Annotated in this window: 27 protein-coding genes; 18 read left to right on the top strand and 9 right to left on the bottom strand. The window is 65.6% G+C overall.

What is annotated here, in order from left to right:
• Positions 1 to 4 precede the first annotated feature (4 nt).
• Both mog and yjgA read right to left on the bottom strand, forming a co-directional pair.
• Positions 5 to 613 (bottom strand): molybdopterin adenylyltransferase, encoded by a 609-nt coding sequence (gene mog / locus ACFPO9_RS24510; RefSeq protein ID WP_379776189.1) that lies wholly within the window; start codon positions 611 to 613, stop codon positions 5 to 7.
• Entirely contained in the window at positions 597 to 1,199 is a 603-nt protein-coding gene (gene yjgA, locus ACFPO9_RS24505; protein ID WP_379776186.1) for a ribosome biogenesis factor YjgA, read from the bottom strand. Before yjgA ends, mog begins: the two co-directional genes overlap by 17 nt.
• Before the next feature lie 93 nt (positions 1,200 to 1,292).
• Here yjgA and pmbA point away from each other — a divergent pair, with 93 nt between their 5' ends.
• Together pmbA and nfsB are read left to right on the top strand one after the other, a co-directional pair.
• Positions 1,293 to 2,645 (top strand): metalloprotease PmbA, encoded by a 1,353-nt coding sequence (gene pmbA / locus ACFPO9_RS24500; protein WP_379776183.1) that lies wholly within the window; start codon positions 1,293 to 1,295, stop codon positions 2,643 to 2,645.
• A 52-nt stretch (positions 2,646 to 2,697) separates the two neighbouring features.
• Positions 2,698 to 3,351: an oxygen-insensitive NAD(P)H nitroreductase gene (gene nfsB / locus ACFPO9_RS24495; protein ID WP_379776181.1), complete on the top strand. Its 654-nt coding sequence runs from the start codon at positions 2,698 to 2,700 to the stop codon at positions 3,349 to 3,351.
• Here nfsB and ACFPO9_RS24490 read toward each other — a convergent pair.
• Together ACFPO9_RS24490 and ACFPO9_RS24485 are read right to left on the bottom strand one after the other, a co-directional pair.
• The gene (locus ACFPO9_RS24490; protein WP_379776178.1) at positions 3,338 to 4,168 is read right to left on the bottom strand and encodes a hypothetical protein; all 831 of its coding nucleotides are present in this window, start codon (positions 4,166 to 4,168) and stop codon (positions 3,338 to 3,340) included. The two genes, nfsB and ACFPO9_RS24490, sit on opposite strands and share 14 nt — an antisense overlap.
• A gap of 75 nt (positions 4,169 to 4,243) precedes the next feature.
• Positions 4,244 to 5,377 carry a M14 family metallopeptidase gene (locus tag ACFPO9_RS24485; protein WP_379776175.1) on the bottom strand — a complete coding sequence of 378 codons (1,134 nt, stop codon included), beginning with the start codon at positions 5,375 to 5,377 and terminating at the stop codon, positions 4,244 to 4,246.
• A 127-nt stretch (positions 5,378 to 5,504) separates the two neighbouring features.
• On the opposite strand from ACFPO9_RS24485, the gene ACFPO9_RS24480 reads away from it, so the two are divergent.
• Positions 5,505 to 5,768, top strand: coding sequence for a DUF2442 domain-containing protein (locus ACFPO9_RS24480; protein ID WP_379776172.1), 264 nt, complete (start codon positions 5,505 to 5,507; stop codon positions 5,766 to 5,768).
• On the opposite strand, the gene paaX is transcribed toward ACFPO9_RS24480, so the two are convergent.
• Complete coding sequence (gene paaX / locus ACFPO9_RS24475; RefSeq protein ID WP_379776169.1) at positions 5,741 to 6,661, bottom strand: phenylacetic acid degradation operon negative regulatory protein PaaX; 921 nt, start codon at positions 6,659 to 6,661, stop codon at positions 5,741 to 5,743. The two genes, ACFPO9_RS24480 and paaX, sit on opposite strands and share 28 nt — an antisense overlap.
• A 129-nt stretch (positions 6,662 to 6,790) precedes the next feature.
• On the opposite strand from paaX, the gene paaA reads away from it, so the two are divergent.
• The 12 genes from paaA (at position 6,791) to paaZ (ending at position 18,858) form a co-directional block, all read left to right on the top strand.
• Positions 6,791 to 7,777: a 1,2-phenylacetyl-CoA epoxidase subunit PaaA gene (gene paaA, locus ACFPO9_RS24470; RefSeq protein WP_379776166.1), complete on the top strand. Its 987-nt coding sequence runs from the start codon at positions 6,791 to 6,793 to the stop codon at positions 7,775 to 7,777.
• 135 nt (positions 7,778 to 7,912) lie between these two features.
• Positions 7,913 to 8,197 (top strand): 1,2-phenylacetyl-CoA epoxidase subunit PaaB, encoded by a 285-nt coding sequence (gene paaB, locus ACFPO9_RS24465; protein ID WP_047821541.1) that lies wholly within the window; start codon positions 7,913 to 7,915, stop codon positions 8,195 to 8,197.
• A gap of 20 nt (positions 8,198 to 8,217) precedes the next feature.
• Positions 8,218 to 8,973, top strand: a complete 756-nt coding sequence (gene paaC / locus ACFPO9_RS24460) for a 1,2-phenylacetyl-CoA epoxidase subunit PaaC (RefSeq protein WP_379776162.1) — start codon at positions 8,218 to 8,220, stop codon at positions 8,971 to 8,973.
• Positions 8,973 to 9,485, top strand: coding sequence for a 1,2-phenylacetyl-CoA epoxidase subunit PaaD (gene paaD, locus ACFPO9_RS24455; RefSeq protein WP_379776159.1), 513 nt, complete (start codon positions 8,973 to 8,975; stop codon positions 9,483 to 9,485). Before paaC ends, paaD begins: the two co-directional genes overlap by 1 nt.
• A gap of 4 nt (positions 9,486 to 9,489) precedes the next feature.
• Positions 9,490 to 10,566 (top strand): 1,2-phenylacetyl-CoA epoxidase subunit PaaE, encoded by a 1,077-nt coding sequence (gene paaE, locus ACFPO9_RS24450; protein WP_379776156.1) that lies wholly within the window; start codon positions 9,490 to 9,492, stop codon positions 10,564 to 10,566.
• 120 nt (positions 10,567 to 10,686) lie between these two features.
• On the top strand, positions 10,687 to 11,478 hold the full coding sequence (paaG, locus tag ACFPO9_RS24445; RefSeq protein WP_379776153.1) for a 2-(1,2-epoxy-1,2-dihydrophenyl)acetyl-CoA isomerase PaaG: 792 nt from the start codon (positions 10,687 to 10,689) through the stop codon (positions 11,476 to 11,478).
• Complete coding sequence (paaH, locus tag ACFPO9_RS24440) at positions 11,479 to 13,059, top strand: 3-hydroxyacyl-CoA dehydrogenase PaaH (protein WP_379776151.1); 1,581 nt, start codon at positions 11,479 to 11,481, stop codon at positions 13,057 to 13,059.
• Positions 13,049 to 13,504: a hydroxyphenylacetyl-CoA thioesterase PaaI gene (paaI, locus tag ACFPO9_RS24435; protein WP_379776148.1), complete on the top strand. Its 456-nt coding sequence runs from the start codon at positions 13,049 to 13,051 to the stop codon at positions 13,502 to 13,504. Before paaH ends, paaI begins: the two co-directional genes overlap by 11 nt.
• A gap of 14 nt (positions 13,505 to 13,518) precedes the next feature.
• Positions 13,519 to 14,829: a phenylacetate--CoA ligase PaaK gene (gene paaK, locus ACFPO9_RS24430; protein WP_379776145.1), complete on the top strand. Its 1,311-nt coding sequence runs from the start codon at positions 13,519 to 13,521 to the stop codon at positions 14,827 to 14,829.
• A gap of 18 nt (positions 14,830 to 14,847) precedes the next feature.
• Entirely contained in the window at positions 14,848 to 16,053 is a 1,206-nt protein-coding gene (gene pcaF / locus ACFPO9_RS24425; RefSeq protein WP_379776142.1) for a 3-oxoadipyl-CoA thiolase, read from the top strand.
• Between the two features lies 1 nt (position 16,054).
• Positions 16,055 to 16,648, top strand: a complete 594-nt coding sequence (gene paaY, locus ACFPO9_RS24420) for a phenylacetic acid degradation protein PaaY (protein ID WP_379776136.1) — start codon at positions 16,055 to 16,057, stop codon at positions 16,646 to 16,648.
• A 161-nt stretch (positions 16,649 to 16,809) separates the two neighbouring features.
• Entirely contained in the window at positions 16,810 to 18,858 is a 2,049-nt protein-coding gene (paaZ, locus tag ACFPO9_RS24415; protein ID WP_379776133.1) for a phenylacetic acid degradation bifunctional protein PaaZ, read from the top strand.
• 124 nt (positions 18,859 to 18,982) lie between these two features.
• On the opposite strand, the gene ACFPO9_RS24410 is transcribed toward paaZ, so the two are convergent.
• Entirely contained in the window at positions 18,983 to 21,025 is a 2,043-nt protein-coding gene (locus tag ACFPO9_RS24410) for a UvrD-helicase domain-containing protein (RefSeq protein ID WP_379776131.1), read from the bottom strand.
• Positions 21,026 to 21,093: 68 nt separating this feature from the next.
• Between ACFPO9_RS24410 and ACFPO9_RS24405 the strand changes: the two genes are divergently transcribed.
• Complete coding sequence (locus ACFPO9_RS24405) at positions 21,094 to 21,678, top strand: cupin domain-containing protein (protein ID WP_379776129.1); 585 nt, start codon at positions 21,094 to 21,096, stop codon at positions 21,676 to 21,678.
• Here ACFPO9_RS24405 and ACFPO9_RS24400 read toward each other — a convergent pair.
• Together ACFPO9_RS24400 and ACFPO9_RS24395 are read right to left on the bottom strand one after the other, a co-directional pair.
• Positions 21,656 to 21,871, bottom strand: a complete 216-nt coding sequence (locus ACFPO9_RS24400; RefSeq protein WP_379776127.1) for a helix-turn-helix transcriptional regulator — start codon at positions 21,869 to 21,871, stop codon at positions 21,656 to 21,658. The two genes, ACFPO9_RS24405 and ACFPO9_RS24400, sit on opposite strands and share 23 nt — an antisense overlap.
• Before the next feature lie 108 nt (positions 21,872 to 21,979).
• Positions 21,980 to 22,222, bottom strand: coding sequence for a hypothetical protein (locus tag ACFPO9_RS24395; RefSeq protein ID WP_379776124.1), 243 nt, complete (start codon positions 22,220 to 22,222; stop codon positions 21,980 to 21,982).
• Positions 22,223 to 22,471: 249 nt separating this feature from the next.
• Here ACFPO9_RS24395 and ACFPO9_RS24390 point away from each other — a divergent pair, with 249 nt between their 5' ends.
• Positions 22,472 to 23,521 carry an NF038122 family metalloprotease gene (locus ACFPO9_RS24390; protein WP_379776122.1) on the top strand — a complete coding sequence of 350 codons (1,050 nt, stop codon included), beginning with the start codon at positions 22,472 to 22,474 and terminating at the stop codon, positions 23,519 to 23,521.
• Positions 23,522 to 23,933: 412 nt separating this feature from the next.
• Here ACFPO9_RS24390 and argH read toward each other — a convergent pair whose 3' ends face one another.
• Entirely contained in the window at positions 23,934 to 25,331 is a 1,398-nt protein-coding gene (argH, locus tag ACFPO9_RS24385; protein ID WP_379776120.1) for an argininosuccinate lyase, read from the bottom strand.
• A 138-nt stretch (positions 25,332 to 25,469) separates the two neighbouring features.
• Between argH and ACFPO9_RS24380 the strand changes: the two genes are divergently transcribed.
• Positions 25,470 to 26,045 carry a hypothetical protein gene (locus tag ACFPO9_RS24380; protein WP_379776117.1) on the top strand — a complete coding sequence of 192 codons (576 nt, stop codon included), beginning with the start codon at positions 25,470 to 25,472 and terminating at the stop codon, positions 26,043 to 26,045.
• Positions 26,046 to 26,094: the final 49 nt, after the last annotated feature.

The following is a 26,094-nucleotide window of genomic DNA, read 5'->3' as shown; positions in this document are numbered from 1 at the left end:
GGGCTTATTTCTTCTTCGGACGCCAGGCGGTGCAGACGTCCGGGTTGGTGTCGCTGAACGGGCCGCCGATCAGGTCGATGCAGTAGGGGACGGCGGCGAAGATGCCGCCCACGACGGTTTTGCCGTCCGCATCCTTCAGGCCCTCGAGGGTTTCCTTGATCGATTTCGGCTGGCCCGGCAGGTTCAGGACCAGGGCGGCGTGGTCCGGCGTCTCGCGGATCACGGCCACCTGGCGCGACAGGATCGCGGTCGGCACGAAGTGCAGGCTGACCTGGCGCATCTGCTCGCCGAAACCGGGCATCTCTTTCGTGCCGATGGCGAGAGTCGCTTCCGGGGTGACGTCGCGCCGCGCCGGGCCGGTGCCGCCGGTGGTCAGCACCAGGTGGCAGCGCCGGCTGTCGACCAGCTCGATGAGCGTGGCCTCGATGCTGGCGCGGTCATCGGGAATCAGGCGGGTCTCGACGCGGAAGGGCGTGGTCAGGGCTTTGCCCAGCCATTCCTGCAGGGCCGGAATGCCCTTGTCCTCGTAGATGCCGCCGCTGGCGCGGTCCGAGACCGAGACCAGGCCGACGACCAGCCCGGTGCTCGACTGCGCCTTATTCTCCAGACTCATCGTCGGCTTCCTCGCCTTCTTCGCCTTCCGCGGGCGCCGCCTTGGCCGGCTTGGCCAGGTCCTTCAGGATCTGGAAGATCTCGCGGTAGGCCTTGGGCGGCTTGTTCTCGGCCTGTTCCTTGCGGGCGTTGCGGATCAGGGTGCGCAGGTGCTGCACGTCCAGCTGCGGATGTTCTTCCAGCAGCTGGGTGAGGGCCTTGTCGTCGGCCAGCAGCTTGTCGCGGCGGCGCTCGAGCGCGTGCAGGGAAGCGGTTTCGGCCTTCGAGGCGCCTTTCCAGCTCTCGATGGTGCGCTGGATGACGGCGACTTCCTCTTCGTCCAGCGTGCGCATCAGCTTGCCGACGAACTGCAGCTGGCGGCGGCGGCCTTCGTGGTTGCTGATGGTCTGGGCCATCAGGATCGCGTCCTTCACTTCGTCCGGCATCGGCACGCGCTTGACGCGGTCGCGCGGCGCTTCGATGAGCGTTTCGCCGAGCTTCTGCAACTCGTTACTCTGCCGTTTCAGTTCGGACTTGGAGGGACGATCGTATTCGGGTTCGAACTCGTCGGAGCGGAAGCCGACAGCGCCGCGGTTTGCATTTGGCATGATGATCTAGATTCGTCAGACGCAAGTCTGGACGGTAAAAACAGTAAACGGCTGCTATGATAACTGTTTTAGGGCTCGCTACGAAAAACGCACATGAACGACACCGTCTTCACCCACTCCCAGGATCAGCTCAAGCAGCTCGCGCAGGACGTACTGGCGATTGCCAGGGAAACCGGCGCCAGCGATGCGGCGGTCGAGATCAGCGAGGGTAGCGGGCTGGCGGTAACGGTGCGCAAGGGCCAGGTCGAGACCATCGAGCAGAACAAGGACAAGGGCATCGGCGTGACCGTCTACTGCGGCCAGCGCCGCGGCCATGCCAGCACCTCCGATTTCTCCAGCGCCTCGCTGCGCGCCACCGTGGAAGCGGCCTACAACATCGCCCGCTTCACCGCCGAAGACCCGGCCGCCGGCCTGCCCGACGCCGACCTCCTGGAAATGAACCCGCGCGACCTGCGCCTGTGCTACCCATGGGACATCGACGCCGCGGGCGCGGTACAGCTGGCCCAGCGCTGCGAAGCGGCCGCCTTCGGCGTCGACAAGCGCATCACCAACAGCGAAGGCGCCAGCGTCTACGTGCAGCAGTCGCACTTCGTGGCCGCCAACAGCCTCGGTTTCTGCGCCGGCTACCCGTTCTCGCGCCACACCCTGTCGGTGGCGCCGATCGCCGGCAAGGGCAACAAGATGCAGCGCGACGACTGGTACAGCTCGGCGCGCGACCCGAACAAGCTGGCCGATCCCGAAAAGGTCGGCCGCTATGCCGCCGAGCGCGCATTGGCCCGCCTGAACGCACGCAAGCTCGACACGCGTACCTGCCCGGTGCTGTTCGAAGCCCCGCTGGCCGCCGGCCTGCTCGGCTCTTTCGTCCAGGCAACGTCGGGCGGCGCCCTCTACCGCAAGTCGACCTTCCTGCTGGATTCTCTCGGACAATCGATCTTCCCGTCGCACATCAATATCGTGGAAGACCCGCACATCGTCGGCGCGGTCGGCTCCTCGCCCTTCGACGAGGAAGGCGTACGCACCCAGACCCGCAAGGTCGTCAGCGATGGCGTGCTGCAGGGCTATTTCCTGTCCTCGTACACGGCGCGCAAGCTGGGCATGCAGACCACCGGCAATGCCGGCGGCTCGCACAACCTGACCATGAGCTCGAAGGACACCAGGCGTGCCGACGACTTCGAAGGCATGCTGCGCAAGATGGGCACCGGCCTGCTGGTCACCGAGCTGATGGGGCAGGGCACCAACTACGTCACCGGCGACTATTCGCGCGGCGCTTCCGGCTACTGGGTCGAGAACGGCGTCATCCAGTATCCGGTCGAAGAGATCACCATCGCCGGCAACATGAAGGACATGTTCCAGTCCATCGTCGGCATCGGCAATGATGTGCTGACGCGTGGCAATAAGTCGACCGGGTCGATCCTGATCGAGAAGATGGTCATCGCCGGCAGCTGAATCCGGTTCCTGCAATAATGTGCGATCTATGCATCGCACATAAAAGGAATCCATGGACATTCTTGCCGCCGCCACCAAACGCCACACCGTCAAAGCCTACGACCCGACCCGCAGCGTCCCCGACGAGCTGATGCAGCAGATCTACGGCCTGCTGCGCAACAGCCCCTCGTCCGTCAACTCCCAGCCCTGGCACTTCATCGTCGCCAGCACGCCCGACGCCAAGGCGCGCATGGCCAAGGGGGCGCAGGGCGGCTTCTCGTACAACGAACCGAAGATCCTCAACGCCTCGCACGTGATCCTGTTCTGCGTACGTGCCGACGCCGACCAGGCGCACCTGGACAATATCCTGGAGCAGGAGCAGCGCGACGGCCGTTTCCGCGACGAAGCCGCGAGAGCCGGCCAGGCCAAGGGCCGCCTCGGCTACGTGAACCTGCACCGCTACACCCAGAAAGACCTGCCGCAGTGGCTGGAAAAGCAGGTCTACATCGCCCTCGGCGCCGCCATGCTGGGCGCGGCCAAGCTGGGCATCGACACCACGCCGATGGAAGGGATCGATGTGCCCGTGCTGGACGCCGAGTTCGGCCTGCACGAGCGCGGCCTGACCAGCCTCGTGATGCTGAGTTTCGGCTACCACGCCGAGACCGACTTCAACGCCGGCCTGCCGAAGTCGCGCCTGGCCGAGGAACAGGTCTTCACCTTCCTGTAAAACCTTCCGGGTTCACGATGCCGAACGGAGCGAGCATGGGAAACCAGGCCCGCTCCAGGATCTTGGCAAAACCTTCGCGCGTCGGATAGCCCTCGTTTTCCCAGTCTTCCCTATATTGCGGCGCGGCCGTGGCCAGCACGCCGCGGCTGTCGACGTGGAACACGTGTTCAAGGGGCGCGTGGAATTCCGCCAGCACCTCGTCGTTGACGGCGTCGATCAGGTGCCTCATGACTTGGGTGCGGAAGGCCGGGTCGGGATCGACGTTGGCGTCGTCCATCACCGTCGTGATCCAGCCGCCATGGCTGTCGACGAAACCGCGGCCGTCGGGCACCGGGTAGTCGTAGCCGTTCAGGAAGATCGGCTGCTGCCAGTGCGTCTTGCGGTAGGCCCAGCGGATGGCCCGGATGATGCCGTTCACGCCTTCGCTGATGTGGTAAAGCATCAGGTCGAGGCGTGCGGCTGAAAAGCAGGCTGCCGGGTCGGGGGCGGAGGTGCAGTCGTCGCGCAGGGCCAGCCTGTGCTCGAGCGCATCGTTGGCGAAGCCGCCGAGATAGAACTCGGTGAAGTGGAAGTTCGGCGCCAGCTCCATGTGGACCACCCCGGCATACGGACCGTCGCCGATGTACTGGTTCAGGCGCGCGCCGTTGAAGCCGAGCAGGCGGATGGCCGCATGCTCGGGCGCCACCCGCGGATGCTCGACCAGCGCCTGCAGCAAGGTCTGCTCGGCGTGCCAGAACCAGGAGTCGCCCAGCGCCAGTCCGGCGGGAGACGGCGCTCCCCGTTCCGGATCTTCACCTGGCCGATAGACAATCCCCATACCGTTCCCCGCTTCTGACCGCCACTCATGCTTTTGACATGGGGCGGCGCAGACTGTTCCCGGCTGGGTGGATGCTTACTTGATGGCGCGTACGGCTTGCAGCACCGGCTGCAGCACGGCGGCGCCGAGGCGGGCGCTGCGTGCGCCGTCCCAGCCGACTTGCGGATCCGGGTCGTTGGCGTTGTCCTTGAACGGCAGTTCGAGGGTCAGCGACAGGCAGCCGAAGGCGTGCGTGATGTGCGGCGAGCCCATGGTCAGCGTTTCTTCGCTGTAGGGCGACTCACCGTAGCCGTGCACGTCCTGGAAGTCCGGGCTGGCGATCATGAAGGCGTCCGAGAAGGCCTTCTGGGCGGCGGCCTGTTCGGCGGTAAAGTTCGGCAGGGATTCGCTGCCGGCCACGAACACATAGGGCAGGCCTTCATCGCCATGCACGTCCAGGCACATGTCGACGCCGGTCTCGTGCATCTTCTGCTTCACCAGGAACACTTCCGGGCTGCGCTCCATGCTCGGGTTCAGCCACTCGCGGTTCAGGTTGGCGCCGGCGGCATTCGTGCGCAGGTTGCCGCGCACCGAGCCGTCCGGGTTCATGTTCGGCACCACATAGAACACCGACTCTTTCAGCAGCTGCCGCCCGAAGGGATGGGCCGGGTCGAGCAGGGCGTCCAGCATGCCTTCGACGAACCACTCGGCCATGGTCTCGCCCGGGTGCTGGCGTGCGATCACCCACACCTTCTTCTTGCCCGCGGCCGGTTCGCCGATGACCAGCATGTTCAGGTCGCGGCCGTCGACGGTCGACCCCAGGTCGACCATGCGCACCTGCTCGGACAGCTGGGCGCGGTCCAGCAGCTCCAGGTGGCGTTCCCACGAATAGGGCTCGAAGTAGGCGTAGTAGACGCTGTCCATGGCCGGGGTGTGCTCGATGGTCAGCACCTGGCCGTCGAAGCTGGTCGGCACGCGGAACCAGTTGATGCGGTCGTAGCTCGCCATCGCGTTGTAGTCTTCCCAGCCCTTCGGGTAGGCCGACTGGCCGGCGTTGAGCAGGCGGATCGTGCAGGGCTGGGCCTGCGCGCCCTGCAGGCGGAAGTAGAACCACTGGGTGATGTCGGCGTGCGAATCCTTGCGGATGTTCAGGTCGATGGCGCCGGCGCTCGTGGCGCTGACGATCTCGATGGCGCCAGCGTCGAACTGGCTGCTGATTTTAATAGACATGGGTAGGTGTCCTGGCGTGTTGTAGGTACTGAGGCGAGCATGATAGCGCGTTTCAGCGCATCTGCTGCGGCTCAAATGCCGGACTTCCGGCTTTTGCTAACGTGCTCGTTTGGGAGGAATAAAAACGATGAAAAACGAAATCCGCGTGGCGCGCGCCGAGATCACCAGCATCGACGGGCAAGGCTTCTGGCTGCGCTGCCGTCGTGAAGAGCTGTATCTGCCGTTCGCCATGTTCCCCTGGTTCGAGCACGCCACCGTGGCGCAGCTGTGCCGGGTCGAATGCTTCGGCGATACCTGCCTGTACTGGCCGGGGCTGGACCTCGAACTGGGGATAGCCAGCATCCGCCTGTCGATGGCAAGGCCTCAGCGCAATCCGCCGAACCTGTCGTAGAAGCCGGCATCCGCCGCCGGCGCCTCCGCATCCTCGCGTCCCAGCACGGCCATCAGGTGCTGCTCGGCCTTGTCCCAGGTCAGGCGGTAGATCGCCTGCGCCAGCGCATACGCTTCCGAACCCGGCCAGGGCTGGGGCAGCAGGTCGAGCGGCAGCATCGGATCGTGCAGCTGGACGCGGCGGTAGGCGTGGATCAGCAGGCTGCGCACCACGAAGGCGTCCTGGTCCGTGAGCCCGGACTCCTCGCGCAGGGCCGCCAGCAGCGGCGTGAATTCGGCGATGAAGCGGCGGTAGTCGGCCACCACGCCCGATAAATCCCAGCCCTCGCGCACCAGCTCGCCCAAGGGACGCGAACCCGAGTCCGGCAGCTCGGCCGCGCTGCAGACGAAGATCTTGCCGGTGCCTTTGACGCGCTCGAGGATGTCGGCCAGGGTCGGGGCATCGGCCGCCGGGTGGGCCAGCAGGCCGGGCGCCAGCATCGCATAGCCCTCCCACTCGAGCTCCTTGCGCACCGCCGCGCGCAGGGGCGCGGCGATGCTGCCGTTGGGCGCCATCACGACGGTCCAGCGGCCGTCCCAGTCCAGCCCGGGCGGCGCGTAGATGCGGCGGTTGGCGCGTTCGAAACGCGGACGCGCCTCCGGCAGCAGGGCATAGCTGCTGCGCCGGCCCTCGCGGCTGGCGACCAGCCAGCCTTCCTGCGCCAGGCGGAACACGCTGGTGCGCACCAGGCGGTCGGTCGCTCCCATCGGCGCCACCAGTTCGATCAGGCTGCCCAGCCACAGGCGGGCGCCGTGCGGGGCGATGGCATCGCCGAAGATGGTCATCACCAGCGACTTCGAGCGCGGCGGGTCGGTGGCGAGGAAGCGGGCGATCCAATCGGTGCTGGTTTTCATATTGTTACTTTACCGCAATCACGGTGCATACGGCAGCTTGTTGCATCTCGATATGATTCAAAATTTTTGTGTACATCATGTTTTCTGTATCGTATTATGGATTCAGTGAGAACACAAATGGAGACTTCCATGTACGCCCAACTGGTAGAAACCGGCCTCAAGAAGGTGCAGACCCGCGAGGACATGAGCGCGGAAGAGCAAGCCTTCCAGGCCCGCATCGACGCCGGCGTCAAGATCGAGGCCAAGGACTGGATGCCCGAGGCTTACCGCAAGACCCTGATCCGCCAGATCTCCCAGCACGCCCACTCCGAGATCGTCGGCCAGCTGCCGGAAGGGAACTGGGTCACGCGCGCGCCGACGCTGAAGCGCAAATCGATCCTGCTGGCCAAGATCCAGGACGAGGCCGGGCACGGCCTGTACCTGTACAGCGCGGCCGAGACCCTCGGCGTCTCGCGCGACGAGCTGCTGGACGCCCTGCATGCCGGCAAGGCCAAGTACTCGAGCATCTTCAATTACCCGACCCTGAGCTGGGCCGACATCGGCGCCATCGGCTGGCTGGTCGACGGCTCGGCGATCATCAACCAGATCCCGCTCTGCCGCTGCTCCTACGGCCCGTATGCGCGCGCCATGATCCGCGTCTGCAAGGAAGAGTCCTTCCACGCGCGCCAGGGCTACGACATCATGATGAAGCTGGCCCAGGGCTCGCCCGAGCAGAAGGCGATGGCCCAGGATGCGCTGAACCGCTGGTGGTGGCCCTCGCTGATGATGTTCGGCCCCTCCGATGCGGAATCGGTCAACAGCGCGCAGTCGAGCCAGTGGCGGATCAAGCTGTTCTCGAACGACGAGCTGCGCCAGCGCATGGTCGACCAGACCGTGCCGCAGGCCGAATTCCTGGGTCTGACCGTCCCCGATCCGGACCTGAAATGGAACGAGGAGACCGGCCACTACGACTTCGGCGAAATCGACTGGAGCGAATTCCAGAACGTCCTGAAGGGCAACGGCCCCTGCAACAAGGAGCGCCTGCGCACCCGCGTCAAGGCCTGGGAAGACGGCGAATGGTTCCGCGATGCGCTGGTGGCGTATGCGGACAAGCAGGCGGACAAGCAAGCCGCCTAACACACCGTCGTTCCCGGCATTGCCGGAAACGACTCCCCGCGAAGGCGGGGACCCAAGTTTGTGTAAGCAGCCTGCGAACAAACTTGGATTCCCGCCTTCGCGGGAATGACGAGGGATTTAACGGAGACGAATAAAATGAGCAAAGAATGGCCCCTCTGGGAAGTCTTCATCCGCAGCCAGCACGGACTCGCCCACAAGCACGTCGGCAGCCTGCACGCACCGGATGCCGAGATGGCGATCAACAACGCACGCGACGTCTACACGCGCCGTAACGAAGGCGTCTCGATCTGGGTCGTGAAGGCGGCCGACATCGTCGCCTCCAGCCCGAGCGACAAGGACGCGCTGTTCGAACCCTCGAACAGCAAGGTCTACCGCCACCCGACCTTCTTCCCGATGCCGGAAGAAGTGAAGAACCTGTGAGGTCCGCAGTGGATATCACCGTGGACAAGGCAAAGTTCGAATACCTCCTGCGCCAGGGCGACAACGCCCTGATCCTGTCGCAGCAGCTGTCCCAGCTCTGCGGCAAGGGCCCGGCGCTGGAAGAGGACATGGCGCTCACCAACGTCGCGCTCGACCTGCTGGGCCAGACCCGCATGTGGCTGAGCTATGCGGGCGAACTCGAAGGCCAGGGCCGCGACGAGGACCGCCTGGCCTACCTGCGCGACAACCGTGAATTCCGCAACCTGCTGCTGGCCGAGCAGCCGAACGGCGACTACGCGATGGTCATGGTGCGCCAGTTCTTCTTCGATACCTGGCACTTCTTCCTGATGCGCGAGCTGCTCAAGTCGAGCGACAAGCGCATCGCCGAGATCGCGGAAAAGTCGATCAAGGAAGTCACCTATCACCTGCGCCGCAGCGGCGACCTGGTGGTGCGCCTGGGCGACGGCACCGACATCAGCCACGCCAGGATGCAGGCCGCCGTCGACGAGCTGTGGACCTATACCGGCGAAGCCTTCATCTACGACGAGGTCGACCTGGCGATGGTGGCGCAGGGCGTGGCCCCGGCCGCGGAAATCCTGCACACGGCCTTCCTGCAGCACGTGGCCGAAGTGTTCGAGGAAGCCACATTGCGCATGCCTTCGCCCGACGCTTACATGCAGCGCGGCGGCAAGCAGGGCCGGCACAGCGAGCGCCTCGGCTTCGTCCTGGCCGAGATGCAGTTCCTGCAGCGCGCCTATCCCGGCGTCGAGTGGTAATGACCGACACCGCACAAGTCTGGGCCTGGCTGGGCGAGGTGCCCGATCCCGAGATCCCGGTGATCTCGGTGGTCGACCTGGGCATCGTGCGCGAGGTCGCTTTCGACGAAGCCACCGGCGAGTGCGTGGTCACGATCACCCCGACCTATTCCGGCTGCCCTGCGATGCAGGTGATCGCCGAGGACGTGGCAGCGGCCCTGCATGCGCGCGGCGTGGACAAGCTGCGCATCGAAACGCGCTTGTCGCCGGCCTGGACCACCGACTGGATGAGCGAGTCCGGCAAGGCCGCGTTGAAAGCCTATGGCATCGCCCCCCCTAGCCAGCAGGTGATCGACATCAGCGGCCTGAAACACGGCGTGAAACGTCACGCCATCCGGCAGCCGGAGGTCGCCTGCCCGCACTGCGGTTCGCAACATACCCGCCTCACCAGCCAGTTCGGCTCGACGCCATGCAAGGCCCTGTACCAGTGCCTCGACTGCAAAGAACCATTCGACTACTTCAAGTGTCATTGAGACGATGAGCAAATTCCACCCCCTGACTGTCGCCCAGGTGAAGCATGAGACCCGCGACGCGATCGCCGTCACCTTCGACGTGCCGCCCAATCTGAAAGACGCGTTCCAGTACCAGCAGGGCCAGCACCTGACCCTGCGCGCGATGATCGACGGCGAGGACGTGCGCCGCTCCTATTCGATCTGCTCGGCGGTGCAGGACGATCGCCTGCGCGTGGCCATCAAGCGCGTGAACGGCGGCCTGTTCTCGACCTGGGCCAACGAATGCATCCGTCCCGGCGTGACCATCGACGTGATGCCGCCGGAAGGCCGCTTCAACCTGCCGCTCGAGCCGGAGAGCGATCGCCACTACCTGGCCTTCGCGGCCGGCAGCGGCATCACGCCCATCCTCTCGATCATCAAGACCACGCTGCTGGCCGAGCCGAACAGCCGTTTTACCCTGCTGTACGGGAACCGCGCCTCATCTAGCGTGATCTTCCGCGACGAGCTGACCGACCTGAAGGACCAGTACCTGGAGCGCCTGAACCTGGTCTACATCATGAGCCGCGAGCCGCAGGACATCGAGCTGTTCCACGGCCGCATCACCGAAGACAAATGCCGCCAGCTGTTCCAGCACTGGCTGCGCGTCGAGAACGTCGACTATGCCTTCATCTGCGGCCCGGAAGACATGATGCACGGCGTCTCCGCGGCGCTGCAGGAAGCCGGCATGCCGAAGGAGCGCATCCGCATCGAGCTGTTCGCGGCCAGCACCGGCAAGAGCGAGCGCAAGCCGCGCCCCGTGACGGCGGAAGCGCGCCACCAGACCGACGTCACGGTGGTGATGGATGGCGTCCACGCCAGCTTCACGATGGACAAGGACAAGGAATCCCTGCTGGACGCCGGCCTGCGCGCGGGCATCGACATGCGCTATTCCTGCAAGGGCGGCGTGTGCTCGACCTGCCGCTGCAAGGTGCTGGAGGGGCAGGTGGAGATGGACGTGAACTACGCGCTGGAAGACTACGAAGTGGCGCGCGGGTTTGTGTTGAGTTGCCAGAGTTTTCCGGTGACGGACAGGATTGTGGTTGATTTCGACGTGCACGAGTAAACACCACCGCCCGTAAAACCGTCATTCCCGCGAAGGCGGGAATCCAAGTTTTACGATCTGCCCGCAACTTGGGTTCCCGCCTACGCGGGAACGACGGGATAACAATAAGGAGGAGACACCATGACCTACGAATCCATCAAATTCACCCTGAACGACGGCATCGCCGTCCTCACCCTCAACCGCCCCGACCGCCTGAACAGCTTCACCCAGGCCATGCACGGCGAAGTCCGCGACGCCCTCGACAAGCTGCAGGCGGATAAAACCGCCCGCGTGCTGGTCCTGACCGGCGCCGGCCGCGGATTTTGCGCGGGCCAGGACCTGAACGACCGCGCCGTCGAGCCGGGCGGAAAAGGCGTGGACCTGGGCGAATCGGTCGAAAAATTCTACGCGCCGCTGGTCACGACCCTGCGCAGCCTGCCGATGCCGGTGATCTGCGCCGTCAACGGCGTGGCCGCCGGCGCCGGCGCCAACCTGGCGCTGGCCTGCGACATCGTGCTGGCCGCGAAATCCGCCAGCTTCATCGAAGCCTTCTGCAAGCTGGGCCTGATCCCGGATACCGGCGGCACCTGGGCGCTGCCGCGCCTGATCGGTCCGGCGCGTGCGATGGGCCTGGCCCTGCTGGGCGACAAGCTGCCGGCCGAGAAGGCCGAGCAGTGGGGCCTGATCTGGCGCTGCGTGCCGGACGAAGCCCTGATGATCGAGGCGATGGCGATGGCCGAGCACTTCGCCGCGGCGCCGACCAAGGGCCTGGCCTTCACCAAGAAGGCGATGCTGGCCAGCTGGACCAACACCCTGGAAGAGCAGCTGCAGCTGGAGGCCGGCATGATGCGCGAGCTGGGCTACAGCCACGATTACCGCGAGGGCGTGGCCGCCTTCATCGAAAAGCGCCAGCCTCATTTCAAGGGAGAATAAATGGAACACGCATTGGACAAGGGCAGCGTCATCGCCGTGGTCGGCAGCGGCGCCATGGGTGCCGGCATCGCCCAGGTGGCGGCCAGCGCCGGGCACCAGGTGCTGGTCTACGACACCCGCCCCGAAGCGGTGACGAAGGCGATCGCCGGCATCGGCAAGTCCTACGACAAGCTGGTCGAAAAGGGCCGCATGGGCGCCGCCGAAGCGGATCTGGCACGCGAGCGCCTGCTGCCTGCGGCGTCGACGGCGGCGCTGAAGGATGCCGCGCTGGTGGTCGAAGCCATCGTCGAAGACCTGGACGTCAAGCGCGCGCTGTTCGCCGAACTGGAAGGCATCGTCGGCCCGGACTGCATCCTGGCCACCAACACTTCCTCGATTTCCGTCACGGCCATCGCAGCAGGGCTGCGGCGCCCGGAGCGCCTGGTCGGCATGCACTTCTTTAATCCGGTGCCGCTGATGGCGCTGGTCGAAGTGATCAGCGGCGTCGCCACCGAACAAAGCGTCGCCGATACCGTCTACGCCACCGCCGAAGCCTGGGGCAAGAACCCGGTGCACGCGAAGTCGACGCCGGGCTTCATCGTCAACCGCGTCGCCCGTCCCTATTACGCCGAAGGCCTGCGCCTGCTGCAGGAACAGGCGGCGGATGCGCCGACCCTGGACGCGGTGATGCGCGATTGCGGCGGTTTCCGCATGGGGCCTTTCGAGCTGATGGACCTGATCGGCCACGACGTCAACTTCTCGGTCACGCAGTCGGTTTTTAAAGCCTATTTCAACGACCCGCGCTTCACGCCCTCGGTGCTGCAGCAGGAACTGGTGAACGCCGGCTTCCTGGGCCGCAAATCGGGCCGCGGTTTCTACCGCTACGGCGAGGGAATCGCCGCGCCCGCGGTCCAGGCCGAGCCGCTGGCCGAGCGCCCGCACAACCTGCGCGTCACGCGCAAGCGCGACCTCGCGGATCCCGCCTTCGACCCGATGCTGGCGGCGATCACCGAGCGCCTGGCGCCGCACGGCATCGTGCCCAGTCTGCCGTCCATGTTCGACAGCAGCGATACGCATGAAGAAGCGGCCTTCCATGTCCACGGCGCCGCCATCTACCTGACCGACGGCCGCAGCGCCACCCAGCGCGCGGCGGACGACAACCATCCGAACACGGTGCTGTTCGACCTCATGCTGGACCCGGCCAAGTCGCCGCGCATCGCGCTGGCGCGCGCCGACCAGTGCGGCGAGGAAGCCTGGCAGGGCGCGGTCGGCCTGTTCCAGGCGGCCGGCTTCACGGTGACGCGCCTGGACGACGTGCCCGGCATGGCCGTGATGCGCACCGTCGCCATGCTGGCCAACGAGGCGGCGGATGCCGTCAACCAGGGCGTCTGCAATGCGCGCGCCGTCGACGTCGCGATGCAGAAGGGCGTGAACTATCCGCGCGGCCCGCTGGCCTGGGCGGACCAGGTCGGCCTGCGCCACATCGCCGCGGTGCTGCACAACCTGGGCCAGGCTTACGGCGAGGACCGCTACCGCGTGTCGCCGCTACTGCGCCGCAAGCTGGCCGCGAATGCATCGGGAGCCCGTTTCCATGCAATTTGATGCGCAGCAGCTGGCCGAACTGGCGGGCAAGACCATGTACGAACGCGATCCGGCCAGCCAGAAGCTGGGCATGACGCTCGATGAAATCCGCCCCGGCTATGCGCGCATGCGCATGCGCGTGCGCGAGGACATGCTGAACGGCCACGGCACCTGCCATGGCGGCTACATCTTCATGCTGGCCGACAGCGCCTTCGCCTTCGCCTGCAACTCGCACAACTTCAACACCGTCGGCGCCGGCTGCAGCATCGATTACCTGGCGCCGGGCCGCGAGGGCGATCTCCTGAGCGCGGAAGCGGTCGAGCAGGCGCTGTCCGGCAAGACCGGCGTCTACGACATCGTCGTCACCAACCAGGAAGGGCGCAAGCTCGCGCTCTTCCGCGGCAAGTCCCACCGTGTCAACGGCATGGTGGCGGAAGTCAGCAATACCCAGCTTAGTAATAGCTGATAAGGAGCAGGAGCATGGTGCAACGCATTCCTCAACCCGGCGATCTCGAACCGATCGAGCGCGCCAGCCGCGACGAGCTGCAGGCGCTGCAGCTCGAACGCCTGAAACAGACGCTGCGGCACGCCTACGAGAACGTGGCCCATTACCGCCGCAGCTTCGACGAGGCGGGCGTGCACCCGGACGACCTGACATCGCTGGCCGACCTGGCGAAGTTCCCCTTCACCACCAAGAAGACCCTGCGCGACAACTATCCCTTCGGCCTGTTCGCGGTGCCGAGGGAGCAGGTGGTGCGCGTGCACGCATCGAGCGGCACCACCGGCAAGCCGACCGTGGTCGGCTACACCAGGCGCGACATCGACACCTGGGCCGACCTGGTGGCGCGCTCGATCCGCGCGGCGGGCGGGCGTCCCGGCGACATGGTCCACATCGCCTACGGCTACGGCCTGTTCACCGGCGGCCTGGGCGCCCACTACGGCGCCGAGCGCCTGGGCTGCACCGTGGTGCCGATGTCCGGCGGGCAGACCGAGAAGCAGGTCCAGCTGATCCAGGACTTCCAGCCTTCGATCATCATGGTCACGCCCTCGTACATGCTGAACATCGTCGAGGAATTCAAGCGCCAGGGCATCGATCCGGCCACGTCGTCGCTGAAGGTCGGCATCTTCGGCGCCGAGCCCTGGACCGCCGCCATGCGCCGCGAGATCGAGGAGGGCGCCGGCATCGACGCGGTCGACATCTACGGCCTGTCCGAAGTGATGGGCCCGGGCGTGGCCAGCGAGTGCATCGAGAGCAAGGACGGCCCGGTGATCTGGGAAGACCATTTTTATCCCGAGATCATCGACCCGGACACCGGCGAAGTGCTGCCCGACGGCGAAGAGGGCGAGCTGGTGTTCACCTCGCTGTCGAAAGAGGCGCTGCCCATCGTCCGCTACCGCACGCGCGACCTGACCCGCCTGCTGCCGCCGACTTCGCGCGCCATGCGCCGCATGGACCGCATCACCGGCCGTTCGGACGACATGCTGATCATCCGCGGCGTGAACGTCTTCCCCAGCCAGGTCGAAGAACAGGTGCTGCAGATGCCGGCCCTGGCCCCGCAGTACCAGCTGGTGGTCAGCAAGGACGGCCACCTCGACAAGCTGGAAGTGCGCTGCGAACTGCGCGAGGGCGCGTTTTCGGATGAACAGGTGCAGACCCTGTCCCAGGAACTGAAACACCGCATCAAGACCTATATCGGCGTGACGACCAGCGTGAACCTGCTGCCTGCACAAGGCATCGAGCGTTCGATGACGGGCAAGGCCCGGCGCGTGGTCGACCAGCGCAACCAATAAAACCGAGGAGATTCCAATATGAGTGACGCATTCATCGTCGACGCCATCCGCACCCCCTTCGGCCGCTTCGGCGGCGCGCTCGCCGGCGTGCGCGCGGACGACCTGGGCGCGCTGCCGATCGCGGCGCTGATGGCCCGTAACCCAGGCGTGGACTGGGCGAAGGTCGACGACGTCTACTACGGCTGCGCCAACCAGGCCGGCGAGGACAACCGCAACGTGGCGCGCATGGCGGGCCTGCTGGCCGGCCTGCCCCCATCGGTGCCGGGCAGCACCATCAACCGCCTGTGCGGCTCCAGCCTGGATGCGGTCGGCCTGGCCGCGCGCGCGATCAAGACCGGCGAGGCCGACCTGATCATCGCCGGCGGCGTCGAGAGCATGACCCGCGCCCCCTTCGTGATGGCCAAGGCGGATACCGCTTTCTCGCGCACGGCGAAAATCGAGGACACCACCATCGGCTGGCGCTTCGTGAACCCAAAGATGAAGGCGGAATACGGCATCGACTCGATGCCGGAGACGGCGGAGAATGTGGCGCGCGATTTCAACATCGGCCGTGAGGACCAGGACAAGTTCGCGCTGCGCAGCCAGCAGAAATGGGCCGCCGCGCACGCTGCCGGCGTGTTCAAGGAAGAGATCGTGCCGGTGACCTTGCTCGGCAAGAAAGGCGAATCGCGCGTGTTCGACACCGACGAGCATCCGCGTCCCGACGTCAGCATCGAAGGCCTGGCCAAGCTGAAGGGCGTGGTGACGCCGGACGGCTCGGTCACCGCCGGCAACGCCTCGGGCGTGAACGACGGCGCCTGCGCGCTGCTGCTGGCATCTTCGGCCGCCATCGACCAGTACAAGCTGACCCCGCGCGCCCGCGTGGTCGGCATGACCACGGTCGGCCTGGAGCCGCGCATCATGGGCTTCGGCCCGGCGCCGGCGACGAAAAAGCTGCTGCAGATGACCGGCCTGACCATCGCCCAGATGGACGTGATCGAACTGAACGAAGCCTTCGCCTCGCAGGGCCTGGCGGTGCTGCGCGACCTCGGCCTGGACGACGACGACCCGCGCGTGAACCCGAACGGCGGCGCCATCGCGCTGGGCCATCCGCTGGGCGCCTCGGGCGCGCGCCTGGTGACCGCGGCCGTGAACCAGCTGCACCGCACGGGCGGCCGCTATGCGCTGTGCACGATGTGCATCGGCGTTGGGCAAGGGATCGCCCTCATCGTCGAGCGGGTCTGAAATGCCGGTCTACGAAATCGACGGCATCCGCCCGGTGGTCCATCCAACAGCCTATGTGCACCCGACCGCGGTGCTGATCGGCGACGTGATCGTCGGCGCGCGCTGCTACGTCGGCCCGCTGGCCTCGCTGCGCGGCGACTTCGGCCGCCTGGTTCTCGAGGAAGGCGCGAATATCCAGGACACCTGCGTGATGCACGGCTTTCCCGAGGATGACACCGTGGTCGAAGCCGACGGCCACATCGGCCATGGCGCGGTGCTGCACGGCTGCCGCGTCGGCCGCAACGCCATGGTCGGGATGAATGCGGTGGTGATGGACAAGGCGGTCGTCGGCGCGGAGTCCATCGTCGGCGCAGCAAGCTTCGTGAAGGCCGGCATGGCCATCCCGCCGCGCAGTCTGGTGCTGGGGGCGCCGGCCAAGGTGATCCGTCCTGTGAGCGATGAAGAGATCGCGTGGAAGAGTTATGGGACGCGGCAGTATCACGATCTGGCGCTGCGGTCGATGAAGTCGCTGCGTGAGGTGGAGGCGCTGACCGAGGTCGAGCCGGGGCGTGGGCGGATGGTGTTCGATGAGCCGCACAAGCCGAAGAAAAGCTGACTGTATGTCTGTAACTTGGGTTCCCGCCTGCGCGGGAACGACGGCGCAAATACGTCGTCCCCGCGAAGGCGGGATGATGCCCCCGGCATCATCCCCCCAAGGTAAGCATCCGAATTCGAAAAACTGACGTTAGACCAAACTGACCGAAGGAGACAATCCAAATGACCCCAACAACCCTGCAAAGCTTCATCGCCGGTCGCTGGCAAGGCGAAGCTGCCCACCAGCCCCTGCACAGCGCGCTGGACAACCAGCTGATCTACCACACCCACGCCGAAAAAATCGACTTCGACGAAGCGCTCACTTACGCCCGCAAGCAGGGCGTCCCCGCGCTGATGCAGATGGACTTCCAGAAGCGCGCCCAGCGCCTGAAAGCCCTGGCCCTGTACCTCATGGAGCGCAAGGAAGAGCTGTACGAGATCTCGCACCTGACCGGCGCCACGCGCCCGGACAGCTGGGTCGACGTCGAAGGCGGCATCGGCACCCTGTTCGCGTATGCCAGCATGGGCGGGCGCGAGCTGCCTTCGTCGAACGTGCTGCACGAAGGCCCGGCCATGGCGCTGGGCAAGCGCGGCGGCTTTGCCGGCACCCACATCCTGGTGCCGCGCGGCGGCGTGGCGGTGCACATCAATGCCTTCAACTTCCCGATCTGGGGCATGCTGGAAAAATTCGCGCCCAGCTTCCTGGCCGCCATGCCCTGCATCGTCAAGCCGGCCACCGCCACCAGCTACCTGACCCACGCCACCGTGAAGATGATGATGGAATCGGGCCTGGTGCCGGAAGGCTCGCTGCAGCTGGTGATCGGCTCGACCGGCGACCTGCTGGACCGCATGACGGGCTTCGACGCCGTCACCTTCACCGGCTCGGCCGACACCGCCGCCAAGCTGCGCGCCAACACGAACCTGATCCGCGAAGCCGTGCCCTTCACGGCGGAAGCCGATTCGCTCAACTGCGCCATCCTGGCGCCGGACGTGGGCCCGGACGACGAGGAATTCGACCTGTTCGTGAAGGAAGTCGCGCGCGAGATGACCGGCAAGGCCGGCCAGAAATGCACGGCGATCCGCCGCATCATCGTGCCCGAGCAGCACGTCGAGGCGGTCGGCGAGCGCCTGCGCGCACGGCTATCGAAAATCGTGGTCGGCAATCCGAAGGTCGAGGGCGTGCGCATGGGCGCGCTGGCCTCGATGGACCAGCACCGCGACGTGTCGGAACGCGTCGAGATGCTCGCGCGCGGCAACGAGGTCCTGTTCAGCGCCCGCGACGGCTTCAAGCCGGTGGGCGAAAACTGCGGCAACGGCGCCTTCTTCTCGCCGACCCTGATCCTGTGCCGCAATGGGATGAGCAACGATGCCGTGCACGATGTCGAAGCCTTCGGCCCGGTCAGCACCATGATGACTTACCGCGACATCGACGAAGCCCTGCACCTGGCCGCGCGCGGCAAGGGCAGCCTGGTGACGACCCTGGTGACGAAGGACCCGGCCATCGCCGCGCACGCGGTGCCGGTGGCGGCGGCCTCGCACGGCCGCGTGCACATCCTGGATCGCGTCTCGGCCGTCGATTCGACCGGCCACGGCTCGCCGCTGCCGCAGCTGAAGCACGGCGGCCCGGGCCGCGCCGGCGGCGGCGAAGAGCTGGGCGGCATCCGCGCCGTGAAGCACTTCCTGCAGCGCGCCGCGGTGCAGGGCTCGCCGACCATGCTGGCGGCGGTGACCGGCGAATACGTGCGCGGCGCCGAGGTCAAGGAATCGGATATCCACCCGTTCCGCCGCTGGTTCGAAGACCTGGAAATCGGCCACTCGCTGCTGACCCACCGCCGCACCGTGAGCGAGGCGGACATCGTCAACTTCGGCGGCGTGTCGGGCGACTACTTCTACATGCACTTCGACGAGATCGCGGCCAAGGACACCCAGTTCGGCAAGCGCATCGCCCACGGCTACTTCGTGCTGTCGGCGGCGGCGGGCCTGTTCGTCTCGCCGGCGCCGGGCCCGGTGCTGGCCAACTACGGTCTGGACAACCTGCGCTTCGTGGCGCCGGTGGCGATCGGCGACACCATCCGCGCACGCCTGACCTGCAAGCGCAAGGTGGACCGCAACCGCACCGACGAACAGGGCCGCGGGCAGGGCGTGGTGGCGTGGGATGTGCAGGTCACCAACCAGAACGATGAGCTGGTGGCCAGCTATGACATCCTCACGCTGGTGCAGAAGCGGGGCTGAAAACGGGAACCCGTGACCTTAAGACCGTCATCCCGCCAAGCTGGACGCGCTTCGTTAGCGCAAGCAGAACTTGGGTCCCCGCCTCCGCGGGGACGACGATTACGGGAGCGCTTACCTTCACGGGTTAACGAAGATACGCCAGCCGCTTCCCCGCCGACCCCTCATCCGGCTCGAACAAAACCAGCTCCTTCATCACCCGCGTCAATCCCACATACAGGTGCCGCACCTCGTTACCTGCATCCCTGCCGCGGATGAACTCGTCCTGCTCCAGGAAGGGCACCAGCACGTATGGCCACTCGCGTCCCTTGGCCGCCTGGATGGTGGTCACGCGCACCAGGCTGCGCCGGGTGCCGATGCTGTTGGCGCTTTTCGACTTGCGCACCAGTGCGACGTCGTTTTCCATTTGCGTGAGCCGGGACAGGAACTCGGCGGCGGGCACCTGGCCGTGCGTCGATGCGAAGCGCAGGAAGGCATCGATGGAGCGCCGCGCCGAGGCCACGCGGTCGCGGCTCACGAAAGCGCGGCTGGTGGCGTCGTGCAAATCGACCCGCTCGCGCAGCATGAGCAGCAGCTCGTGCGCAGTCGCAGACGCCGCCGCCGACGTCATCGAAGCAATCACCGGCCGGATCAGGTTCTTGGACTGGCGCGCCTGCGCGCTGTCGAATTCCGTCTCGCGCAGCAGGGCGCCGTCGAAGAAGCTCTTCAGGACTTCCGGCGTGCGCTTGACCTCGTCCTGCGCATAGCCCAGCACCGAGCGGCGCTCGGCCCAGTCGAGGTTCCAGTGCTTCGGATCGCGCGTGAGATAGAAATAGCGCGACAGCGCCAGCACCATCTGCACGCAGGTCTCGGGATGGCCTTTCAGGGCCGCGTAATCGTTGCTGACGTAGTGCAGGATCCCGCGCAGCAGCAGGATCTCCGGCAGCAGCAGGAAGGTCTCGAAGCCGTCGCACTTGTACGGGATCTTCGCTTCCATCAGCGCGGTTTCGATCGCTATGCTCTGGTCGACGTCGCGCAGCATCACGGCGAAGTCGCGGTTGCTTGGCTTGGGGCGGCCCTTTTGAAGCGCGGTGCGGATGGTGTCGGCCACCAGCTGCCCGCAGGCGCCCGGCTGCGCCGGGTCGTAGGGCACGCGGCGCACGAGGGTATCGCGGTCCGGGCGGCCTTCGCAGCCATTGCCGGTCAGGCCGTCGGCCAGCACGGCGGCGTCCGCGCCGAAGCGGTAGGACATCCCCAGCGGGAAGCGCTTGCCGTCCGCGCGGTAGGCGTCCGCGAAGCGCTGGCCGGAGTAGACCGGATCGGCGCCGCGGTCGCGGTTGATGGTCTGGTCCTTGTCGCCGGCCACCACCAGGCGCGCGCCGCGGCGCAGGCGCAGCAGGAGCTCGAATTCGGCCGCGTTCACGTCATGCCATTCGTCGACCAGGTAGAGCGACCAGCGGCGCAGTTCCTGGCTTAGGGCGGGCTGGCGCTGCAGCAGGTAGACCAGGTCGGCCACCGCGTCGTTCGGGCCCTGCCAGCGGAAGTCGTCGGGGTAGGGATGGCGCGCCGTTTCGTATTCGCGGATGATGTCCGCGACCGGGTCGGCCTGGCCGGCCAGCTCGCCGTCGCCGCTCTCGTCGTAGTCGGCGTCGTCGTCGTTCTCGTCGGCGAAGCTGTCGTTGCCCTTCGGCGCGAAGTCGGCGGTGGCGAGGGCGGCTTTCAGCTGGGCCAGGCGGCGCGCGATGTCGTCGAGGTGCTGGTTGTTTTCGTCGAGGCCGAAATTGAAGTCGCTGCGCACGCCCTGTTCCTGGTAGCGCTGCCAGACGCGCGCGGCGGCCGCGACCAGTTCGCCGCGGATGCCTTCGACGTCGGCATGGGCGACGGGCCTGGTGATGCGGCCTTTTTCGGCCAGATCCTCGATCAGCTGGCGCGCGAAATCCTCGACCGTCATCACGAAGACGGCGCTGTCCTCGCCCACTTCCTCCTTCAGCTTTTCATGGAAGCGCAGGCGCGCGCCGCGCGAGAAGCAGAGGGCCAGGATGCCGCGCTCGGAGAGGCCGTCGTCGCGAGCCTGGCGCGCTTCCATCGCAAGTGTCGTGGTTTTGCCTGCGCCGGCGACGGCGTCTATCAGTTTGACCTTGTTGGGGGACTGCAGGATGGCGGACTGCTGGCTGTTTGCTTGCGTGGACATGCGTGGTGCTTTCGGCTTTTTGGCTACTATACACTGTCACTTGTCCAAACCAACAATGAGGAATGTCCATGTCGAGGCTAGACCTGAGCAGTATCCCCGTGCTGACCGGCACCGGTTATCCCGATCCCTTCGCCGAGGCCGTCAACGGGCGCAGCCGCCAGGCGCTGGGGGACGCCGGCGGCATCACCCAGTTTGGCGTCAACCTGACGGAACTCCAGCCCGGCGCCGCATCCTCGCAGCGCCACTGGCACACCCACGAGGACGAGTTCGTGATGGTCGTGTCCGGCGAACTGACCCTGATCACCGACCAGGGCGAGACCCTGATGCGCGCCGGCGACTGCGCCGCCTTCCCCGCCGGGAAGCCGAACGGCCACCACCTGGTCAACCGCGGCTGGGGCACGGCCTTGTTCCTGGCGGTCGGTTCGCGTTTCGAGGAAGACAAGGCCACCTATCCGGACATCGACCTGATGTACGACGGCAGCACCGACAGCTACACCCACCGCGACGGCACACCCTATCCGAAGCGCGACAGGAACCGGCCGGCGGGCAGCCTGCCGATCGAAGCCGAGACCCTGGCGCCGCGCGTCTACATCGCCGACCACGGCGAGCAGGACGGGCTCAACGGCCACGTCAGTCCGGGCGAGCCTCGATAGCGAACAGCGCTTCCACCGTCACGCCCAGTACCTTCGCCAGTTTCAGCGCGAGGATGGTGGAGGGGACCATGTGGCCGGTCTCGATCGCATTCACCGACTTGCGGGTGACGCCGGCGCGCTCGGCCAGCTCGGCCTGGGTCAGGTCGAGGCGGGCGCGCTGGACTTTCATGGTGGTCGTGAGGTGCTCGGCCATGGTCCTGCACCCTGATGAGTTATGGAAATGGCAGTGTAAGCTCGATGACTCTAAAAGTAACCGATAAGTTACATCATCGACAGGCGGGCCAGGATTTTCTTTCGGTGCTCAGTCCAGCCGGCCCTGGTTCAGCTTGCGCTCGTATTTGTCGTGCACGTGCTGGCTGATGAAGCTGGACAGGCCGCTGCCGGCCCTGGCCAGTTCCTGCATCCTGGCGACCTTGGCGGCGCCGGCGCTGTCCTCGGTGTAGAGATAGCGCTCGCCGTTCCTGAACTGGACGACGATCCGGCCGGCGTCGATGTCGTAGGCGACCACGCCCGACTCCCCGCTGCGGTTCTTGTAGCGCTGCATTCGAAACCTCCGCAAACAAAGGTCCTGTGGACGATTCTACGTAGGGTCCGTCAGGGGTGGCGTTCGCGTGGCGGGAGCAGTGCTGCTGTCGAACAACTTTACACAATGCATCAAGAATTTTCCCTCGTAAATAATTTTCCTATTTGAAACAACAGCTTAGAGTTTCTGGCCCGAAATTTGCTTATTGAACACTGTCGATCCTGCAGAATCGATCACATACAACAACGCAAGCCTAAGAGCCTACGAGACATGAAAAACCTGAAAAAAATCTTCAAGATTGCCCCGTTGCTGGCCCTCGCTTTTGGCGGTTCCGCTCAAGCGCTGACCATCAATTTCACTTACGACCCAGCCATGGACGCACGTGCACTGGCTGGTTTCCAAGCCGCTGCCAACAACTGGAGCGCAGTCCTGCACGATGACGTCAAAGTTAATCTGAACATCGGTTTTTCGCTCCTTGGCCCTAATATTCTCGGCTCGACCAGTTCTAGCCAAGGTCGGGTCAGCTACGACGACTACCGCAATGCGCTGATGGCTGATGCATGGGGCGCCACCGACCAGGCCGCTGTCGGAGGCCTATCGAAAAACAGTTGCCTGAATGTGTACATGAACGGTACCGGCGTCAACCCGAACGGCCGCGGCAGCGCCACGCCCTTCCTCGACAGCAATTGCAATGCCAACAACCAAACGATTATGCTGACCAGTGCGAACGCGCGTGCCGTTGGCCTTCTCGACGCATACAACCCGCTGGTCGATGGCGCGGTTTCGTTCAGCAGCGCGTACAACTGGGACTTCGACCCGAGCAATGGCATCAACAGCAACGCCATCGATTTCGTTGGCGTAGCCACCCATGAAATCGGCCACGCGCTCGGCTTCGTCAGCGGCGTTGATGTTCTCGACGCCAACCGCAGCGGTAACTACTCGGACGTGGCATTTACCTACATCGCCCCGGCCGACCTGTTCCGCTGCTCGAGCGACAGCAAGGCCGCTGGCGCGGACATCGACTGGTCGGCCGACAACCGCACCAAGTCCTTCTCCTTCGACAATTGCGATACCACCCTCGCAACCTTCTCGACCGGCGTGACCTACGGTGACGGCCGCCAGGCCAGCCACTGGAAAGACAACCTGGGCATCGGCATCCTGGACCCGACCGCCGCCTACGGCGAGCGCATGGAGATCAGCGCCATGGACCTGAAGATGTACGACGCGATCGGCTGGAACGTGGTTCCGGAGCCGGGCACCTTCGCACTGCTGGGCTTTGGCCTGTTCGGCTTGTTCGGCGCGCGCCGCCGCAAGGCATAAGCGTGTAGTTCGACAGCTGTAAAGAAACGGCGCTCGATCTCGAGCGCCGTTTTTGTTTTCTCCCTCTTCACAGATCCCGCCACACCGCATCTGAAATGAAGGAAGCCCCCACACCTGCTGGAGCGTGGGGGCTTCCTTTGGGCTTACTGTAGTACCACCTACCGGTTGCGACCGCTGACTCTGGATGACGTGAACGGCACACCGGCCTGACGGATACCCCGGCACAAAAATCGGCTCTCGCAAGCCGCGCGTATTTTAAGGACCGACAGGCGCGACTCTCATCGCGGCGCGGAGCTCGTCTCCAACAACGCCGGATAGATTTGAGCAAGCCTACTCACATCATCGCCAAAGAAAAGCAGCTTGCAAAAGGAAGGGGGCCATAGATTCTTTTATACTGCCGTGCGCCGCCGGCTTAGCCGGCCAACTGCCCGCGCACGCGTTCGATCGCCTTGCGCACCTGCTTCGGCGCAGTGCCGCCCACATGATCGCGCGCCGCCACCGAACCTTCCAGCGTCAGCACGGCAAACACGTCCTGCCCGATCAGCGGCGAGAATGCCTGGAGGCGCTCCAGCGCCATCTCCGACAGGTCGCAGCCGGCCACGTCGCAGGCGCGCACCGCATGCGCCACGGCTTCGTGGGCGTCGCGGAAGGGCAAGCCCTTCTTGACCAGGTAGTCGGCCAGGTCGGTGGCGGTGGCGTAGCCCTGCAGGGCGGCGGCGCGCATGTTGTCGGCCTTCACGGTGATGCCGGCGGCCATGTCGGTGAAGATGCGCAGGGTGTCCAGCACGGTGTCGACGGTATCGAACAGCGGCTCCTTGTCTTCCTGGTTGTCCTTGTTGTAGGCCAGCGGCTGGCCCTTCATCAGGGTCAGCAGGCCCATCAGGTGGCCGTAGACGCGGCCGGTCTTGCCGCGCGCCAGTTCCGGCACGTCCGGGTTCTTCTTCTGCGGCATGATCGACGAGCCGGTGCAGAAGCGGTCGGCGATGTCGATGAAGCCGATACGCGGGCTCATCCAGGTCACCAGCTCTTCCGACATGCGCGAGATGTGCATCATCAAGACCGATGCGGCCGCCGTGAACTCGATCGCGAAATCGCGATCAGACACAGCATCGAGCGAGTTGTGGCAGACGTCGTCGAAGCCCAGGGTCTTCGCCACGCGCAGGCGGTCGATCGGGAAGGTGGTGCCCGCCAGGGCGGCGGCACCCAGCGGCAGGCGGTTCACGCGGCGGCGCGTGTCCTGCATGCGCTCGGCATCGCGGCCGAACATCTCGACATAGGCCAGCAAATGGTGGCCGAAGGTCACCGGCTGCGCCACCTGCAGGTGGGTAAAGCCCGGCATGATGGTGTCCGCGTGCTGTTCGGCCAGGTCGGTCAGGGCGCCGCGCAGGCCCTTCAGCAGGGCGAGGATGTCGTCGATCGCGGCGCGCATGTACAGGCGGATATCAGTCGCCACCTGGTCGTTCCTGGAACGGCCGGTGTGCAGGCGCTTGCCGGCGTCGCCGACCAGTTCGGTCAGGCGCTTTTCGATGTTCAGGTGTACGTCCTCCAGGTCGAGCAGCCACTCGAACTGGCCGGCTTCGATTTCGCCGCGGATCTGGGCCATGCCACGCTCGATCTCGGCGCGGTCTGCGGCACTGATGATGCCTTGCGCAGCCAGCATTTCGGCGTGGGCCAGCGAGCCCTGGATGTCGAACAGCGCGAGGCGCTTGTCGAAGAACACCGAGGCGGTGTAGCGCTTGACGAGGTCGGAGACGGGTTCGGAGAAGCGGGCCGACCAGGCCTCCGCTTTTTTGGCGAATTGTTCGGTCATGATGGAGGAGGGTGTGAGGGGGTTCCTTGGATCCCTGATTATAAACTGTGCACGGCGAAGATCCCCCAAAGCGGGGGCGATGACTTCTGCGAGGAAATGCGAGATGATCTGCCTGTCAATAACAATAAGGAGACAGGCATGAAGCGTTTCACCCTCGCGGCAGTGGCGATTGCGGTGGCCATCGGCGGCATTTATAGCGCGCGGGCGCAGACGGCTGCCCCGGCGGCGCCTGCCGCGCCGGCATCGAACTACCAGGCCCGCGCCGCCGACGTGCAAAGCGTCGACGGGATCGTTGCCGCACTGTACGACGTGATTTCCGGCGACGCCGGCAAGCCGCGCGACTGGGACCGCATGCGTTCGCTGTTCGCGCCAGAGGGCCGGCTGATGGCGGTGGGTGCGCGTCCGGACAATAACTTCGTGCTGCGCGGCATGAGCGTCGAAGACTATATCTCACGCAACAGCAAGACCTTCGCGACCATGGGCTTCGTCGAAAGGGAAGCGGCGCGCACCACCGAGACCTTCGGCCAGATCGTGCACGTGTTCAGCACCTATGAATCGCGCCATGCCGCCAGCGATGCCAAGCCTTTCCAGCGCGGCATCAACAGCATCCAGCTCTACCATGACGGCAAGCGCTGGTGGGTCGTGAACGTGCTGTGGCGTGCAGAGGATGAGCATCTGCCCTTGCCGGAGCGTTATCTGCGCAGCAACCACTAAGCGCTTGAAGTAAGCGGCGGCGGGCGGCGCACGATTGGATGAATCGGCC

This window comes from Massilia aerilata, assembly GCF_042656905.1.
In the GTDB taxonomy this organism is placed as follows: domain Bacteria; phylum Pseudomonadota; class Gammaproteobacteria; order Burkholderiales; family Burkholderiaceae_D; genus Telluria; species Telluria aerilata.
The sequence above is the reverse complement of the archived record's forward strand: the minus strand, read 5'-3'. Positions and strand labels throughout refer to the sequence as shown.